This window comes from Catenulispora sp. MAP12-49 (genome assembly GCF_041262705.1).
Taxonomy (GTDB): domain Bacteria; phylum Actinomycetota; class Actinomycetes; order Streptomycetales; family Catenulisporaceae; genus Catenulispora.
The window spans coordinates 287502-302997 of the sequence record NZ_JBGCCP010000009.1 but is presented as its reverse complement, the minus strand read 5'-3'; the positions used below and the strand labels follow the sequence as shown (position 1 = coordinate 302997).

The window sequence follows — 15496 nt, the reverse complement described above, 5'->3', positions numbered from 1 at the left end:
CCCCGGAAGCCGCCCTCGACTGCGCTGCCGGGCTCTACCTCGGCGAACCGACAGCCTGATCAAACCCCCGAAGAATCAACGCGGCGCTGCACTAGCGGCATCGGGGCTAGGGGTAGACCTTGTCGTCCAGCGGCAGGGGCATCGCTTCGCAGACCGCTGATGTCGGGGCGCCGCCGTGCAGCAGGTAGTCGTTCACATGTGCGTCCACGCACGCGTTGCCCGTGTCGTAGGCGATGTGGTTGCCGCCGTCCCGTACGAACACCATCGCCTGATCCGATTCCCGCGCGTCCTCCAGCGCGCCCTCGATCGGGGTCGCCGGGTCGTACTGGTCCTGCACCATCAGCATGCGGGGCAGATTGTCCGCGCCGGGGTGCGCGGGATGCTGCGAGGTGTGGGGGTAGAACGCGCACGGCTCCTCGGTGGACTCCGCACCCACCAGCGGATAAGCCGCACCGAGCACGTCGCCCTCGGCCACCCAGGACGCGGGATCGTGCGACCACGGCGTGTCCGCGCACGTCACGGCCCAGTACGCGCCGCTGTCCGCCTTGCCGGTCGGGACCCGCACCGCCGGTAGCAGCTTCGTGGCCTGAGCCGGGTCAGCTTGCAGGGCCTTGAGAACACCGGCCCATTGCGGCCAGCCGTCCGCGTTGTACAGCGCCTGCGCCTGCAACAGGTCCAGCGAGCTGCCGCGGCCCTGAGCCGCCACCGCGGTGCGCAGCGCGTCGAAGGAGGCCTGGGCCTGCTGCGCGGTGGTGCCGAAGCCGTAGAGGTCGTCATGGCGGGCCAGCCAGGGCAGGAACTGGACCTCGAAGCGGCGGGCGAAGCCGCGGGCCCAGGCGTCGACGTAGTCGTCCTTGATGGTGGCGCGCCAGTCCATGTTCGAGTCCAGGACGAAGCGGTCGGTGCGGGATGGGAACGTCGCGGCGTACCAGGCGCCGAGCCACGTGCCGTACGAGAACCCGAGGTAGTTGACCTTCGGCTCGCCCAGGAGCGCGCGGATGAAGTCCATGTCGCGGATCGTCTGGTCGGTGGTGATGTACGGGGCCAGCGGCGCCGCGCCGCAGCTCTGGCCGACCAGGCGCGCGTCGGCGAGTTGCAGCGCGGTGTTCGCGGGGGAGCGGTCGCGCTCGTCGGCCACGGGGGTGTACTTCGACCAGTCGATGCCGCAGTCCAGCGCGGTCGAGGGCGCGACGCCGCGCGGGGCGAAGCCGATGATGTCGTAGGCGGAGAGCAACGACGGCTCGGACTTCGCGGTCTTCGTCGCCAGCGTGGAGCCGTCGCTGCCGGGGCCGCCGGGGTCGACCATCAGGATGCCGCGCCGTGCCGAGTCGCCGGTACTGGGCACCTTGGTGACGCGGATACTGATCGTGCCCTTCGACGGGTCGTACCAGTCCATCGGGACGGTGATGTCGGCGCAGTACGTCACCGGGTACTTGCTCCAGTCGGTACCGCCGGGCGTCGGATGCGCGTACCAGTCGCAGACCTGCCAGTTCACGGGTGGGGCCGCGTGCGCGCTGGGCCCCTCCACGCCGATCATCGCCAGACACGACACGCCGATGAACGCCGTACGCAGGGCTTTGCTATGGATCATGGCCCCACGATAGGAGCCGGAGATCGTTAAAGGATCGCCCGGCGGAGTGAAGGGCGCCGCCGAAAATCTCCCTCGATCGGGGGAGCCGGACGTGTCGAGAACGACCGACCGGCTCCGTCCCAGGGGTGACATCCGAGCTACACACAGGAGCGGAAACCATGGAGCAGCACCAGATCACCGAGATCCTGACCAACCCGACCAGCCAGGAGCTGCTGGCCCGGGACCTGACCCGCCTGGCCTACGTCGCCAAGGACGGCACCCCGCGCAGCATCCCGATCGCCTTCACCTGGAACGGCTCGCAGATCATCCTGTGCACCACCAAGAACGCCCCCAAGCTGCCCGCCCTGCGCCACAATCCGCAGGTCGCCCTGACCATCGACACCGAGGTGCACCCGCCGAAGATCCTGCTGATCCGCGGCCGCGCCGAGCTCGACGAGGTCGACGGCATCCCGGAGGAGTACCTGCGGATGAACGGCACCTACGGCATGACGCCGGAGCAGCGCGTCGAGTGGGAGGCCGAGGTCCGCTCGCTGTACCACGACGGGATGGTGCGCATCGTCATCACGCCGACCTGGGCGAAGCTGATCGACTTCGAGACCACGCTGCCGAGCGCGGTCGAGGAGCTGGTGAAGCAGCGGGCGGAGCGCCAGGGGGCCTGAGGGCTACGCTGCCCGCATGGCCCTGACAAACCTCCGCCTCGCCGGCGGCCGCAGGATCGACCTCACCCACCTGGAAGTGAGCTCGACCTACGGCGGCCTGCTGGAAGGCGTCCCGGTCCCCAGCCTCAACAACCGCCGGCTGGGACGGCTCGAGCGCCGCCTCACCGAGCGCTATCCGCACATGGGCTTCCACCTCGTGCCGCCGACGCGAACCCTGCCCGAGCTCATCGACACCGGATTCGGCGGCGAGCCGGAGGAGCGGCTGCCGCCGATCGAGTGTGTCGGGCTCTTCGAGAGCGCGCCGGTGGTCGATCCGCACGATGACGCCTGGCGGATGTCCATGCTGGTCGTCGTCTGGCACCAGGACGAGCTCACGCTGCCCTTCAGCGACGGCGCCAGGGCGCAGCTCGCCGCCATCGACTGGGACCGGCACGCCCGCGACTGCGAGATGTGACGAGAAGCTTTTCCCGCCAAGCCCGCCGCTCAGCCGAGGAAGCGCAGCAGTTGCTCCGCCACCGCCCCCGGCTGCTCCTCGGGCAGCAGATGCCCGCCGCCGGGCAGCACCACCACCGACAGCTCGTCCGCGTGCCGCTCCCCGCCCTCCAGCACCGCCGGCGGGATCACCACGTCGCGCTCGCCGCCGATGATCAGCGTCGGCACGCTCAGCCGCGCCTTGCGGTACCGCCCCAGCGGGTGCCCGAAGATCTCGCGCCACACGTAGGCCGCGTTCACCTGCTCCACGGCCCGCGCCCGGCCCGGGGCGCGCAGCAGGTCGGTGTAGACCCGCAGGTCCTCGCGGTCCCACAGGGTCGGGTCGGCCGACCAGTGGCGGAGCAGGAAGGCCGCGAATCCGGTGTGCCGCAGGACCAGGCGGCCCAGCGGCGGGTGCTCGATGAACGCCGTGTGCCACATGCGCCACAGGTTCGGCAGCACCCTGCGGTGCACCGGCCACACGTGCGTCATGTTCACCGAGACCAGGGCCCTGACGCGCTCCGGATGCTTCAGTGCCGCGACGAAGCCGACCCAGCCGCCCCAGTCGTGGCCGACGATCGCCGCTTGTTCGGTGCCGGTGCCGGTGCCGGTGCCGGTACTGCTGCCGCTGCCGCTGCCGATCCCCAGCGCGTCCAGCACGGCGATCACGTCCTCGGCCAGGCTGTCGGTGCTGTAGCCGTGCTTCGGGGCCTCCGACCAGCCGCATCCGCGCAGGTCCAGGGCCAGCACGCGGTGGGTGGCGGCGAGCTGCGGCAGGACGTGCCGCCAGACGTACCAGTGCTGCGGGAAACCGTGCAGCAGCACCACAGGCGGGCCGTCTGCCGGTCCTGCTTCGGCTACGTGGAAGCGGGCGCCGCGGGCGGTCACATAGCGGTGCGTGATGCGATGAGTGTCCTCATCGAGTGCGGGCAACGGGATGACGGTCACGGGTGGCTCCTCCGGGTTCGACTGCGGTGGATGCTGTCGAGCTGAAGAGGAGCCACCCGGGCCGTTCGTTCCCGCCGATCAGGCCGGCGAGGGTGTGACCTGCCTCACTTGGCCAGGCCGAAGGCGTTCACCAGTTGGCCGTCGGCGGTGTCGCCGTCCAGCGACCAGGTCATGTCGCCGCGCAGTCCCAGGGCCTTGATGAACCAGACCTTCTCGGTGATGCTCTGCGGGTCGTCGAAGGTCCAGAAGGTCTTGCCCACCGGGTCGTACTTGTAGGCGGCGCCGGAGATCGGGTCGTGGTAGACCGTTCCGGGCTGCGCCGCGATCTGGTTGTAGTCGACGTCCGCCGCCACGCCGGTCGCCGGCTGGAACTCGCCGTCGCCCTTCGGGCCCGGCGCGACGCCGGTCCAGCCGTGCGCGTAGAACGGGATCGAGATGGCGATCTTGTCGGGGCTGGCGCCCTGCCTGAGGTAGTTGGCCACGACCTCGACGGTCGAGATCTCGCCGTTGTCCGGGTACGGGTTGCCCGGGGTGGGGCGCGGGGCCGGGTCGAAGGGGGAGGGGAACAGGTTGGACTGGGACTCCGTCGGGCCGGTGGTCTCCCAGGGGCCGTTGAAGTCGAACGTCATCACGTTCATCCAGTCCACGATCCGGGACACCGGGCCGACCTCGATGTGCGAGACCTTCTCCGGGCCGGACGGGGTGTCGGCGGTGAGCAGGTAGTGCTTGCGGTCAGCTGAACCCTGAGCGTTCAGCTGGCTGCGCAGTTCCTGCAACAGCAGGGTGAAGTTGTGCGTGTCCTGCGGTCCGTGCGGGTTGCCGTTGCCGACCTCGTCCGGGTACTCCCAGTCGATGGCCAGGCCGTCGAAGATCCCGGCGGCCGCTCCTGGTGCGGCGCCGGGCAGGTTGCCCTTGATGTACATGTCGATGCAGGACTGCGCGAACTTCGCCCGCGAGGCCGGGGTGGCCGCGGCGGCGGAGAAGTTGGTGGACTCCGACCAGCCGCCGATCGACATCACGATCTTCAGCTTCGGGTAGGCCTTCTTCAGCTCGCGCAGCTGGTTGAAGTTCCCGGCGATGGCCTGCGCGCCGGTGTCGGCGGTGCCGTCCACCGAGTCCGCGGCGTCGACCGGCTTCTGCCAGTCGGCCCAGGAGTCGGCGCTGGCGCAGGTTCCGTCGGCGGCGATGTTGGAGAACGCGTAGTCGATCTCAGTGAGCTTGTTCACCGCGCCGGAGGTGATCAGGTTCTTCTCGTAGAACCCCGAGTAGATCCCCCACTGGGTGAAGTAGCCGACCGAGACCTTTCCGTTGCTGTTGCCCGAAGACGCCGCCGTGGCGGTGGCGCCGGGGTTGGCCAGGGCGGGCGAGGCGGCGGCGACCGGGACGATCGCCAGGCTCAGGACCGCGGTCGCGGCTAAGGCGACGCGGCGGTGCCGGTGGTGCTGGGAGGGGCGGTTCATGATGCTCCTCGAACGATGCTCAGATGTCTAGACCAGCGATGGCGAGCGCCATGCTCCTCGTCGCCGACCCCGCGGTCAAGTCCTCGTAACGCCTTCTTTGCTATTCGCTGACCTGCAGCGGGATGACCATGGTCTACGCCAGTAGGTCTAGACCTTGGTCTAGACCTCACCCTTGACAGTCCCCGAGGACGGCGGTACTTCTTCCCTACGACCCGATCCGTTTATTGCGGCGCCGCTCTCCGGATCAGCTCCATGCGCAGTTTCTTTCCCGAACGGTTTCCCTCCCGCCACAGGAGCGTGCGTAACGAATGAGAGCGTCACGAAGCAACAAATACAGATCAGCCCTGACCGCGGTGCTCGCCTCCGCGGTCATCGTCGCGGGTGCCACCGCGGCCATCGGCGCGAGTCCCACCACTCACGCCGCCACGCAGCAGACCAACACCACGGGGGCCGCTGCGACCTCCGGCGGTCTGAAGGTGGCCTACTTCGACCAGTGGTCCATCTATCAGAACGCTTACTACCTCAAGAACGTGGACTCAAGTGGTGCGGCCAATAAGCTCAACTACCTGATCTACGACTTCGAGAACATCGACCCGACCAACCTCACGTGTTTCGAGACCACCAAGGCCACGGACCCGGACCCGGCCGGGGAGAACGACCCGAACGCCGGTGACGGCGCCGAGGACCAGTTCGCCGACTACCAGAAGTCCTACGACTCCACGATCAGCGTCGACGGGACCTCGGACGTCTACAACCAGCCCATCGCCGGCAACTTCCACCAGCTTCAGGAGCTGAAGAAGAAGAACCCGAATCTCAAGGTTCTGCTGTCGATCGGCGGATGGACCTACTCCAAGTACTTCTCCGACGTGGCCGCCACCTCGGCCTCGCGGCAGAAGTTCGTGTCCAGCTGCATCGACATGTTCATCAAGGGCAACATCCCGGCGTCCGGCGGCTACGGCGGCGCGGGCACGGCGGCTGGCATCTTCGACGGATTCGACATCGACTGGGAGTATCCGGCATCCACCGCCGGACACCTCGGCAACCACGAGTCCGCCGCGGACAAGGCCAACTACACGGCGCTGCTGCAGGAATTCCGTACCGAGCTGAACGCTCAGGGGTCAGCTGACGGAAAGACCTACGCACTGTCCGCCGCCCTGCCCTCGGGCCAGGAGAAGATCGCGGCCGGCATCGAGACGCAGAACATCGGGAACATCCTGACGTTCGGCGACGCGATGACGTACGACATGCACGGCGGTTGGGACGCGACCGGACCGACGAACCACCAGTCGCCGATCTACAGCGACCCGAACGACCCGATGAACCCGATCGCGCCGGGCAACGCCAAGTACAACCTCGATGAGGCGGTCAAGGCGTACACGGTCGGGGATCCCGCCTACGGGATTCCAGGCGGGTTCCCAGCGAGCAAGCTCACGGTCGGCGTCCCGTTCTACTACCGGGGCTGGACGGGGGTGACCGCCGGATCGGCCCACGGCTTGTTCCAACCGGCCACGGCCCCCGCGGCGGGCGCCGCGGACTCCGGGAACGTGCCGGGCATCCAGATGTACAAGGAACTCAACGGGATCGTGAACAACCCCGCTGACACCTACTGGGACCCGGTGGCCGAGGCTGCGTACTTCTACGACGGAACCAACTTCTGGTCCGGCGAGGACGCGCAGTCGATCCAGGCCAAGGCCGACTACCTGCACTGCAACGGCCTCGGCGGCATGATGATGTTCTCGATGTACGACCTGGACAGCGCCAACACGCTGTTCAACGACGCCGTGAACGACGTGAACGGCTCGGCGGCCTCCTGCCCGACCGGCCCGCCGACCTCGGGCTCGTCCAGCTCCTCGTCGCCGACCACGCCGCCCACCACCCCGACGACGCCGTCCTCGACGCCGCCCACCACGCCGACCTCGCCGAGCTCGTCCTCGTCGTCCTCGGCCCCGGGCGGAACCTGCGGCGCGGCGGCCTGGAGCGCGAGCACCGCCTACAGCGGCGGCGCGGTGGTGTCGTACAACGGCCACACCTGGACCGCCAAGTGGTGGACCCAGGGCGACATCCCCGGCAACAACTCGCAGGGGGTGTGGACGGACAACGGCGCCTGCAGCGGCGGCACCAGCACTCCGCCCCCGCCGCCCCCGGGCACCTGCTCGCTGCCGGTGTGGAGCTCCACCAACGCCTACAGCGGCGGAGCGGTGGTCCAGTACGGGTCGCCGGCCCACAAGTGGACCGCCAAGTGGTGGACCCAGGGCGACACCCCCGGGAGCAACTCGCAGGGGGTGTGGACCGACGGTGGAGTGTGCACCAGCTGATGTCTAGCTGACGCCGCTCGTACTGGAGCCCGGAACCGTGTGCCACTGCGGTTCCGGGCTCTGGTGTGCTTGGAGGTGCTTCAGCGGTAAAGGGCTGATCAGTCCCGCAGCACCTTGAAAGCCTCCGGGTCGCTGTCGCCGAGGAACGTGGCGCAGCGCTCGGCCTCCTCGGTCTCGCCGATGCGCTCGGCGGCCAGGCCGAGGGCGTTCAGGGCGCGCAGGAAGCCGCGGTTGGGCTCGTGCGACCAGGGGACGGGGCCGTGGCCCTTCCAGCCGGCGCGGCGCAGGAGGTCCAGGCCACGGTGGTAGCCGGTGCGGGCGAAGGCGTAGGCGGTGACCGAGCCGGTGGTGGAGTCGTCGGCGGCCAGGGCGGCCTCCGCCAGGGCGGCCCACGCGGCCGGGGCCGCCGGGTTCGCGGCGGCCACGTCGGCCGGGGCGGTGCCCGCGGCCAGGGCCTCGCGCACCGGGGCGTCGTCGGGGAGCTGGGTCGGCGGCGGCGCGCCGAGGAGGTCCTTGTGCATGGCTAGAGGCTACCCGGGCCGGTGGGGGTGGGCCGGTTCGGCGGTGCCGCCGCGTGTTCCGCTACTGATCCTCGGGGTGCAGGGCGTGTCGGCCCGTGTGGTGGCCGGTCGGCAGGGGCCATTGCGGCCACTGGGGCAGCTCCGGCAGCTGCGGCAGCTGCGGCCAGTCCACCCACGGCATCGGCACGCAGAACGGGTCCCAGCGGGCCGCCAGGATCAGCTCGATGTTCTCCGGCGTCGGATCCTGCAAGGCCTGCCAGGCCAGCTCGCAGATCGTCGGCTCCTGCGATGACGTGGTCGGCGCGGGGGTCGGCAAGCTCGTCGGGTGGGAGGGCGGCGGGGGTGGCGGTGTGGTCGGGGTCGGAGTCGGAGTGGGAGTCGGTGAGGGAACCGGCGTCGGCGTCGGTGTCGCCTTCGGCGGCGTGGGACGCGGCCGCGGGGGTGCCGGCGGCTTCGCGATCGGCGTGTGCCGCACCGGCGGCGGGACCACCGGCGGGTTCGAGGGCTTCGGGGCCGGCGGCTTCGGCGACGGCGTCGCGCCGGCCACCGGCTTCGGCGCGGGCAGTGCGACCGCCGGTGCGCTGGACGGCGGCGCGTCCAGCGGCGGCGCCCCCGAGCCGCCCGACATGCCCCAGGCCAGCACCGCGCACGCCACCGCCGCGACGGCCGCCATCGTGATCGCCTGGGTCCGGGCCTTGCGCAGCTGCATCAGCCAGCGCGCCAGCAGGGCGCCGGCCTTCGCCGACCCGTCGGCCGCCGCGCCGCCAGCCGCGCCGCCAGCCGCGCCGCCAGCCGCGCCCGCAGCTCCAGCTGCCGCGCCGCCGGCCGCAGCCCCGGCCGCCGCGCCGCCTAGCGCTCCGGCCGCGCCGCCAGCTGCGCCGCCCGCAGCCCCCGCAGCGCCGCCACCGACCACCGTCGCGGTCGTGCCCGCCGACGTGGCCATCATCCCCGCGCCGGCCAGGGTGCCCAGCGCGACCCCGGCGATGATCTTCGCCGCCGCCGCGGACCCGAACACCAGGGGCGAGAGCACCTCCGGCAGCGACTCGTTGAACTTCAGCAGCTCCAGGTACAGCCCGGTGCATTCGGCGCACGTGTCCAGGTGCCGCTCCACCTTCGTGTGCTCGCGCGTCCTCAGCTTGCCGCGCACGAACGCCGCCAGGCGCCGCGCGTACGGCTTGCATCCCTCGTCCACCGTCTCGGACAGGTGCTCCTGTAAGAACGCCTGGCGTAAGCCCTCGCGGGCCCGGTACGCCAGCGCCGAGACCGCCGAGGGCGACAGGTCCAGCAGAGGTGCCACCTCGGTCGGCGTCTCGCCCTCCACCTCCAGGTGCCACAGCACGATCTGCCAGCGCTCCGGCAGCGAGTGGAAGGCCCGCGAGGTGATCTGCCGGTCGAAGGCCTCCTCCAGCGGGTCCCGGTCCGCGCCGGTCACCGGCGCCGCCGTCACCTCCAGTTCGGCGATGTTCTCCACCAGCCGGACGCGCTTGGCCGACTCGGCCCAGTCGAAGGCGGTGCGCCGCAGCGTCGTGTACAGATACGCCCGGAAGGCCTCGTCCGGGCCGTTCCCGCGGTCGATCGCGGCCAGCACCCGGGTGAACGCCTCGGCGGCCAGGTCGTCCGCGGCCGCCTCGTCGCGGGCCAGGTGGCGGGCCACGCGCAGCGCCGCGCGCCGGTGCCGCTCGTACAGCGGCCCGTACGCGCGCCGGTCGCCGGCCCGCACCATGGCGATCAGCTCGGCGTCGGTCGGTGGGTGCTGCTGCTCCCCGGGGACGGGCACGGACGGCCTCCTAGCGTCGGCGTCGACTCAGTCAACTCATGGTCAAAAGCGATGACTGGCGCGCGACACCGGGGAGGTGGCGCCTGGTGTGCGGGCCGGGGACACAGCTTGGACCACTGCACAGTCGCTCGTGCGCTAATACGAGTGCGATGTACCCGACCGGATGAACTCAGGATGTTGACACTGCCCGCACCGGCGGCCGATGCGGGCTGTTTCCCCTTTTCCTACAGGGTTCGAGCCCCTGTCCGTTCCGAGAGCACGGACAGCAGCGCGCCGGACGGCGTCCACAACAATGCGGCGCCGCCCGGCGGGACAAGCCAGTGCAGCCACCCGCGCCACGGCAACAGCGGCGGCAAGGTGGCGGTCGAGCCCCGGCCCCCGACGCGCACGCCGAGGGCCCCGCCTAATCGGCCGGCCCAGTCGCGCAGCGCCGCGGATTCCGCGTGCCCGACCGAAGCCTCCGCGTGCCCGACCAAAGCTTCCGCGTGCCCGGGGTCGTGCCCCGTGCCATCCGGGGCCACCAGGAACCCCACCCTCATCACGGACCTCCGCGAGTCGGCGACGACGGGACCGAGCCGCACTCTGCGGGCCCGCAGCGCCGTCAGCGCCGCGTGCCCGACGGCCGCCGGCATGCTCACCAGGTCGAAGGCCTGTCCCACCGCGATCGTCAGCGGTTGGGCGGGGTCGGTGTACAGCCCCCGCAATTCGGCCCGGCCGTTCTCGGTCACCATCGTCGCCTCCCTCACGCGGGACCCCAGTGAAAGGGCCCCTCGCAGAAGAGACGGGGTTCGGGAGATTTCATTACGCGGGTTTGGCGGTGAATTCCGCGGCTACCACCTGACCCGCCTGATCCACCCGGATGCGCGGGTAAGAGGGACAAGGGTTGCGCCGCCGGATCCGCGCCGGATGATCGGCGGTGACGCCCGTGGCGCGGCGGCGGTCCCGGCGCGCCCGCGTGTCGCTGAAACGTTCGAAAGGGAAGCTGTGATGGACGACAAGGCGCTGGCCGTACTCCTCGGACGCCTCACGCTCGAGCAGAAGGTCGCGCTGCTGACCGGTGAGGACTTCTGGTCGCTGCGCGCGGTCCCGGAGATCGGGCTGCGCAAGATCCTGGTGTCGGACGGCCCGGCCGGCGTGCGCGGCACCACGTGGGACGAGCGCGATCCGTCCCTGCTGTTCCCGAACCCGACCGCGCTGGCCGCCACCTGGGATCCCGGACAGGTCCGGCGCGCCGGGGCGCTGATGGGCGCGCAGGCCCGGGACAAGGGCGTCGCCTGGCACCTGGCGCCGAACGTCAACCTGCACCGCAGCCCCCTCGGCGGCCGGCACTTCGAGTGCTACTCCGAGGACCCGGTGCTCACCGCGGTTGTCGCAGCGGCCTTCGTCGACGGCGTCCAGAGCGCCGGCGTCGCCTCGACCGCGAAGCACTACATCGGCAACGAGTCCGAGACCGACCGCATGACCTACGACGCCGAGATCGACGCCGAGACACTGCGCGAGGTGTACCTCGTCCCCTTCGACGCCGTGGTGCGGGCCGGCGCCTGGTCGGTGATGGCCGCCTACAACTCCGTGGACGGCGTCACCATGACGGAGAACGAGCCGCTGATCACCGGGATCCTCAAGGACACCCTCGGCTTCGACGGCGTCGCGGTCTCCGACTGGTTCGCCACGCGATCGGCGGCGGCCTCGGCGAACGCCGGGCTGGACGTGGTGATGCCCGGGCCGCAGGGGCCGTGGGGCGAGGCGCTGGCGGCGGCGGTGGGCAAGGGCGAGGTCGCCGAGACGGTGATCGATGACAAGGTCCTGCGACTCCTGCGCCTGGCCGACCGCACGGGGTTCCTGGACGGTGCCGACCCGCTGCCGCCGGTCACCACCCCGGACGACGCCGCCGCGCAGCTGCGCGACATCGCGGCGCGCGCGATGGTGGTGCTGCGCAACGAGAACGCCGGCGAGGAGCCGCTGCTGCCGCTGAACCCGCATTCGGTGTCGCGGGTGGCGATCATCGGGCCCAACGCCGAGCGGCTCACCGCGCAGGGCGGCGGCTCCGCGCACGTGAACCCGCCTCACATCATCAGCCCTCTGACAGCGCTGACCGAGGCCCTGGGTCCGATGGTCACCGTGGAGCATGCCGAAGGCGTCGTCACCCAGCGGCTGCTGCCGCTGCTCACACCGCGGACCGCGACCGACCCGGACACCGGGCACGCCGGTCTGCGGGTGGACTTCATCGACCCGGCCGGCGACGTGCTCGGCAGCGAGGTGCGGCAGACCTCGCGGTTCGTGTTCCTCGGCGGGCTGCCGGCCGGCACCGCCGGGATCCGGGTCCGGACCGACGTGGCCGTCGCCGACCCCGGCAACCACCAGTTCTCGGTGTCCGGCCTCGGCTCGTTCCGGCTGGTGATCGGCGACAACGCGCCCATGAAGATCACGCTGAGCCCCACCGAGGGCGCGGATCCGACCGAGGGCCTGGTCAAGCCGCCGGAGCACCGGGTCGAGGTGGAGCTGGACCCCGGGACCGTGCGCATCGAGGCGGTCGTGCAGGTCGACGAGAACCTGCCGGTCGCCATGTTCGGGTTGCACCACGGAGCGCCCGGTCCCGAGGCCGACGAACTGTTCGAGGCGGCGGTCGCGGCGGCGCGGGCCGCCGACGTGGCGATCGTGATCGTCGGGACCACCGACGAGGTGGAGAGCGAGGGCTTCGACCGGACCGACCTGAAGCTGCCGGGGCGCCAGGACGACCTGGTCGCGGCGGTGGCGCAGGCCAACCCGCGCACGATCGTCGTGGTGAACGCCGGGGCGCCGGTGGAGATGCCGTGGCGCGCGCTGACGCCTGCGGTGCTGTGGGCGTGGTTCCCGGGGCAGGAGGGCGGCTACGCCATCGCCGACGCGCTGACCGGCGCGGTCGAGCCCGGCGGCCGGCTGCCCACGACGTTCCCCAAGACCGCGGCCGACGCGCCGGTGCTGGCGACGCGGCCGGTCGACGGCAAGATCGTCTACGCCGAGGGCTCGATGTTCGGCTACCGCGGGTATGCGAAGGCTGACATCGTCCCGGCGTTCCCCTTCGGCCACGGCCTGGGCTACACCACCTGGGAGTACGAGGACATCACGGCCGCGGTGACGGCGGCCGGGGACGTCGAGCTCGCGGTGCGGGTCCGGAACACCGGCGCGCGGATCGGACGCGAGGTGGTGCAGATCTACCTGGCCGGCGAGGACGCGGACCAGGCCTGCGACCCCCGGCGGCTGGTCGCGTTCGGCTCGACGCTGGCCGCGCCGAACGAGATCGCGACCGTCCCGATCACGATCCCGGTGCGGGTGCTGGCGCGGTGGGACCGCGAGCTGGGGGTGTGGCGGGTCCGCGCGGGAGTGCGGGAGCTGATCGCGGCGCGCTCGGCGTGGGACGAGCGGCTGCGGACGCGGGTGGAGATGACCGGATCCTAGGCGGCTCGGATCTCAGGCGGCTCGGATCCTAAGCGGCTCGGATCCCAGGCGACACGGATTCTAGGCGGCTGCTGCGGATTCCGGCTTGGTTCGACCTCTGGTTCTACTTCCCGCGCACGGCTCGGGCCAGCGTCGCGGCCAGGGCGAGGCTGACGACCACCGGCAGCAGCCACCAGGACGCGGTGGTGTGCGTGCTCAGCACGGCGGTGCCGGCCAGGGCGGCGATGATCAGGACGGCCACGAGCGGATCGTCGCCCACGACGAAGTCGTACCAGAACAGCCCGAAGGCCTTCAGCCTGCCCACGCCGCGCGCCTCCGTTTCAGGACCCAGACCGCGCTGAGCGCGACGAGCAGGACGTAGGCCAGCACCGCCGGGAGCGCGGCGTCGCCGCCGGGCCACTCGGCGCCGGCGCCCTCCGCGCCCCAGAAGACGCCGAAGCCGGTGAGCATCACGCCGACCGCGAACTTCATCGTGTTCTCCGGTACGCGCGCCAGCGGCGCCTTGATCGCGGCGCCCGCCGCGCACACGGTGAGCACCGCCGCCACCGCGGCGACGGCCGCGAGCGGGAGGTCGTGCTGGTTGGCGCCGAAGGTCAGGGCGATGAACGCGACTTCCAGGCCCTCCAGCACGACGCCCTTGAAGCTGAGGGTGAATGCGTACCAGTCGGCGACCAGCGACTTCTTGTCCGAGGCGGCCGCCTGCGCGGCGGCGACCCCGCGCTGGTAGGCGGCGGCCTCGTCGCGCAGGTCCTTGTAGCCGGAGGCGCGCAGGATCGCCTTGCGCAGCCACTGCAACCCGAAGGTGAGCAGCAGCCCGCCGACGACCAGCCGCAACGCCGTCAGCGGCAGCACGGTCAGCGCCGGCCCCAGCGCCGCCACGACCGCCGCGAGCAGCACCAGCCCCGCCGCGACGCCCTGGAGCGTGGAGCGCCAGCCGCGGGTCAGGCCGACCGCGAGCACGATGGTGAGTGCTTCCACGGCCTCGACGGCGCAGGCGAGGAAGACGGACAGGAGCAGGAAGGCGGTTCCCACGTGCCCAGGGTAGCGCCGGGGCGGTGGGATCACGGGGACGAGCGATCTCGGGCGGCGTGGGGGCTTGGTGGGGTGCGCGGTGGCGCGCCGCTACATTGGCGCCATGCGATCTTCGTCCCGGGCGGTAGGGCTGGTACTCGGTTTCGCGGCCGACTGGTACTTCGCGGATCCGCGGCGCGGGCATCCGGTGGCGGGCTTCGGGCGGGTGGCCTCGGGACTGCGGCGGATCGCCTATGCGGACTCGCGGGTTGCCGGCGCGGCATATGCCGGGGTGCTGGTGTCGGGGGCGGCCGCTCTGGGCGTCGCAGCTGAGAGGGCCGGGCGGCGGCCGGTGGCCGGAGCCGTCCTGACCGCCGCCGCGACGTGGACCGTGCTCGGCGGGACGTCGCTGCGCCGCGAGGCGTCCGCGATCGGCGAGTCGCTGCGGGCCGGGGACCTCGCCGCCGCGCGGGAGCGGCTGCCGCATCTGTGCGGGCGCGACCCGCGCGGCCTGGATGCCGACCAGATCGCGCGGGCGGTGGTGGAGTCGGTCGCCGAGAACACTTCGGACGCGGTGGTCGCGCCGCTGTTCTGGGGCGCGGTGGCGGGGATTCCCGGGCTGCTGGCCTATCGGGCGTCGAACACGCTGGACGCGATGGTCGGCTACCGGAACGCCAAGTACCTCAACTTCGGGTGGGCCTCCGCGCGCCTGGACGACGCCCTCAACTGGGTCCCCGCGCGCTTCACCGGCGTCGTGACCGTAGCGGCGGCGCCGGTGGTCGGCGGCAGTCCCGTGCGCGCGCTCAGGGTCCTGCGACACGACGGCGCGCAGCACCCCAGCCCCAACGCCGGACGCTGCGAGGCCTCCGCCGCCGGCGCGTTGGGGGTGCGCCTGGGCGGCACCAACACCTACGGCGACGTCGTCGAACACCGGCCGGTCATGGGGACCGGCCGGGCGCCGCGCGTGGCCGACATCCGCCGGGCCGCCGTGTTGTCGGCCACAGTCGGGCTGGCCTCGGCCGTGGCCGCCGCGCGTCTGGCCGACGTCTTCGCGCCGCGCCGCCGCGCACGCCGACTGCGCTGACAGGGCTGCCTGGGCAGACAGGACTGGCAGGACTGGCAGGACTGGCAGGACTGGCAGGAACCGGCGGGACCGACAGGACCGACTGCGCTGAAGCTGGATCTGGCACACTGTCCACCAAGACGACAGTCCAGGAAGCCCGTGCGAATCGGGCGCTGTCCCGCAACTGTGAGCGGACCACGGTCCGCGAGCCAGGAACTGCCTGCCGTCCCTACCCATCAGCCCGA

13 protein-coding genes and 1 riboswitch are annotated in these 15496 nt (G+C 71.5%); of the genes, 5 read left to right on the top strand and 8 right to left on the bottom strand.

The window, feature by feature from the left end; genetic code table 11:
• Positions 1 to 106: 106 nt before the first annotated feature.
• Complete coding sequence (locus tag ABIA35_RS19620) at positions 107 to 1591, bottom strand: alpha/beta hydrolase (RefSeq protein WP_370358820.1); 1485 nt, start codon at positions 1589 to 1591, stop codon at positions 107 to 109.
• A 158-nt stretch (positions 1592 to 1749) separates the two neighbouring features.
• Here ABIA35_RS19620 and ABIA35_RS19615 point away from each other — a divergent pair, with 158 nt between their 5' ends.
• Positions 1750 to 2250 carry a pyridoxamine 5'-phosphate oxidase family protein gene (locus ABIA35_RS19615; RefSeq protein ID WP_370358819.1) on the top strand — a complete coding sequence of 167 codons (501 nt, stop codon included), beginning with the start codon at positions 1750 to 1752 and terminating at the stop codon, positions 2248 to 2250.
• Between the two features lie 16 nt (positions 2251 to 2266).
• Positions 2267 to 2704: a hypothetical protein gene (locus ABIA35_RS19610; protein WP_370341391.1), complete on the top strand. Its 438-nt coding sequence runs from the start codon at positions 2267 to 2269 to the stop codon at positions 2702 to 2704.
• A gap of 29 nt (positions 2705 to 2733) precedes the next feature.
• Here the strand turns inward: ABIA35_RS19610 and ABIA35_RS19605 are convergent, their stop codons facing one another.
• A complete protein-coding gene (locus ABIA35_RS19605; protein WP_370358818.1) occupies positions 2734 to 3669 on the bottom strand; it encodes an alpha/beta fold hydrolase in 936 nt (311 codons plus the stop codon).
• Positions 3670 to 3773: 104 nt separating this feature from the next.
• Positions 3774 to 5129: a glycoside hydrolase family 18 protein gene (locus ABIA35_RS19600; protein ID WP_370341389.1), complete on the bottom strand. Its 1356-nt coding sequence runs from the start codon at positions 5127 to 5129 to the stop codon at positions 3774 to 3776.
• 308 nt (positions 5130 to 5437) lie between these two features.
• On the opposite strand from ABIA35_RS19600, the gene ABIA35_RS19595 reads away from it, so the two are divergent.
• Positions 5438 to 7444 (top strand): glycosyl hydrolase family 18 protein, encoded by a 2007-nt coding sequence (locus tag ABIA35_RS19595; RefSeq protein WP_370341388.1) that lies wholly within the window; start codon positions 5438 to 5440, stop codon positions 7442 to 7444.
• A gap of 98 nt (positions 7445 to 7542) precedes the next feature.
• On the opposite strand, the gene ABIA35_RS19590 is transcribed toward ABIA35_RS19595, so the two are convergent.
• The 3 genes from ABIA35_RS19590 to ABIA35_RS19580 all read right to left on the bottom strand — a co-directional run bounded on the left by ABIA35_RS19590 (position 7543) and on the right by ABIA35_RS19580 (position 10473).
• Positions 7543 to 7965 (bottom strand): DUF3151 domain-containing protein, encoded by a 423-nt coding sequence (locus ABIA35_RS19590; protein WP_370358817.1) that lies wholly within the window; start codon positions 7963 to 7965, stop codon positions 7543 to 7545.
• 61 nt (positions 7966 to 8026) lie between these two features.
• Positions 8027 to 9742, bottom strand: a complete 1716-nt coding sequence (locus ABIA35_RS19585) for a sigma-70 family RNA polymerase sigma factor (protein WP_370358816.1) — start codon at positions 9740 to 9742, stop codon at positions 8027 to 8029.
• A 224-nt stretch (positions 9743 to 9966) separates the two neighbouring features.
• Positions 9967 to 10473: a hypothetical protein gene (locus ABIA35_RS19580; protein ID WP_370358815.1), complete on the bottom strand. Its 507-nt coding sequence runs from the start codon at positions 10471 to 10473 to the stop codon at positions 9967 to 9969.
• A 256-nt stretch (positions 10474 to 10729) separates the two neighbouring features.
• On the opposite strand from ABIA35_RS19580, the gene ABIA35_RS19575 reads away from it, so the two are divergent.
• Positions 10730 to 13177 (top strand): beta-glucosidase, encoded by a 2448-nt coding sequence (locus ABIA35_RS19575; RefSeq protein ID WP_370358814.1) that lies wholly within the window; start codon positions 10730 to 10732, stop codon positions 13175 to 13177.
• A 103-nt stretch (positions 13178 to 13280) separates the two neighbouring features.
• Here the strand turns inward: ABIA35_RS19575 and ABIA35_RS19570 are convergent, their stop codons facing one another.
• Together ABIA35_RS19570 and ABIA35_RS19565 are read right to left on the bottom strand one after the other, a co-directional pair.
• Complete coding sequence (locus ABIA35_RS19570; RefSeq protein WP_370341383.1) at positions 13281 to 13481, bottom strand: hypothetical protein; 201 nt, start codon at positions 13479 to 13481, stop codon at positions 13281 to 13283.
• On the bottom strand, positions 13469 to 14209 hold the full coding sequence (locus ABIA35_RS19565; RefSeq protein ID WP_370358813.1) for a COG4280 domain-containing protein: 741 nt from the start codon (positions 14207 to 14209) through the stop codon (positions 13469 to 13471). The genes ABIA35_RS19570 and ABIA35_RS19565 overlap by 13 nt, the downstream gene beginning before the upstream one ends.
• 103 nt (positions 14210 to 14312) lie before the next feature.
• Between ABIA35_RS19565 and ABIA35_RS19560 the strand changes: the two genes are divergently transcribed.
• Entirely contained in the window at positions 14313 to 15272 is a 960-nt protein-coding gene (locus ABIA35_RS19560) for a cobalamin biosynthesis protein (protein WP_370358811.1), read from the top strand.
• 77 nt (positions 15273 to 15349) lie between these two features.
• A riboswitch (cobalamin riboswitch) is annotated at positions 15350 to 15490 on the top strand.
• Positions 15491 to 15496 lie beyond the last annotated feature (6 nt).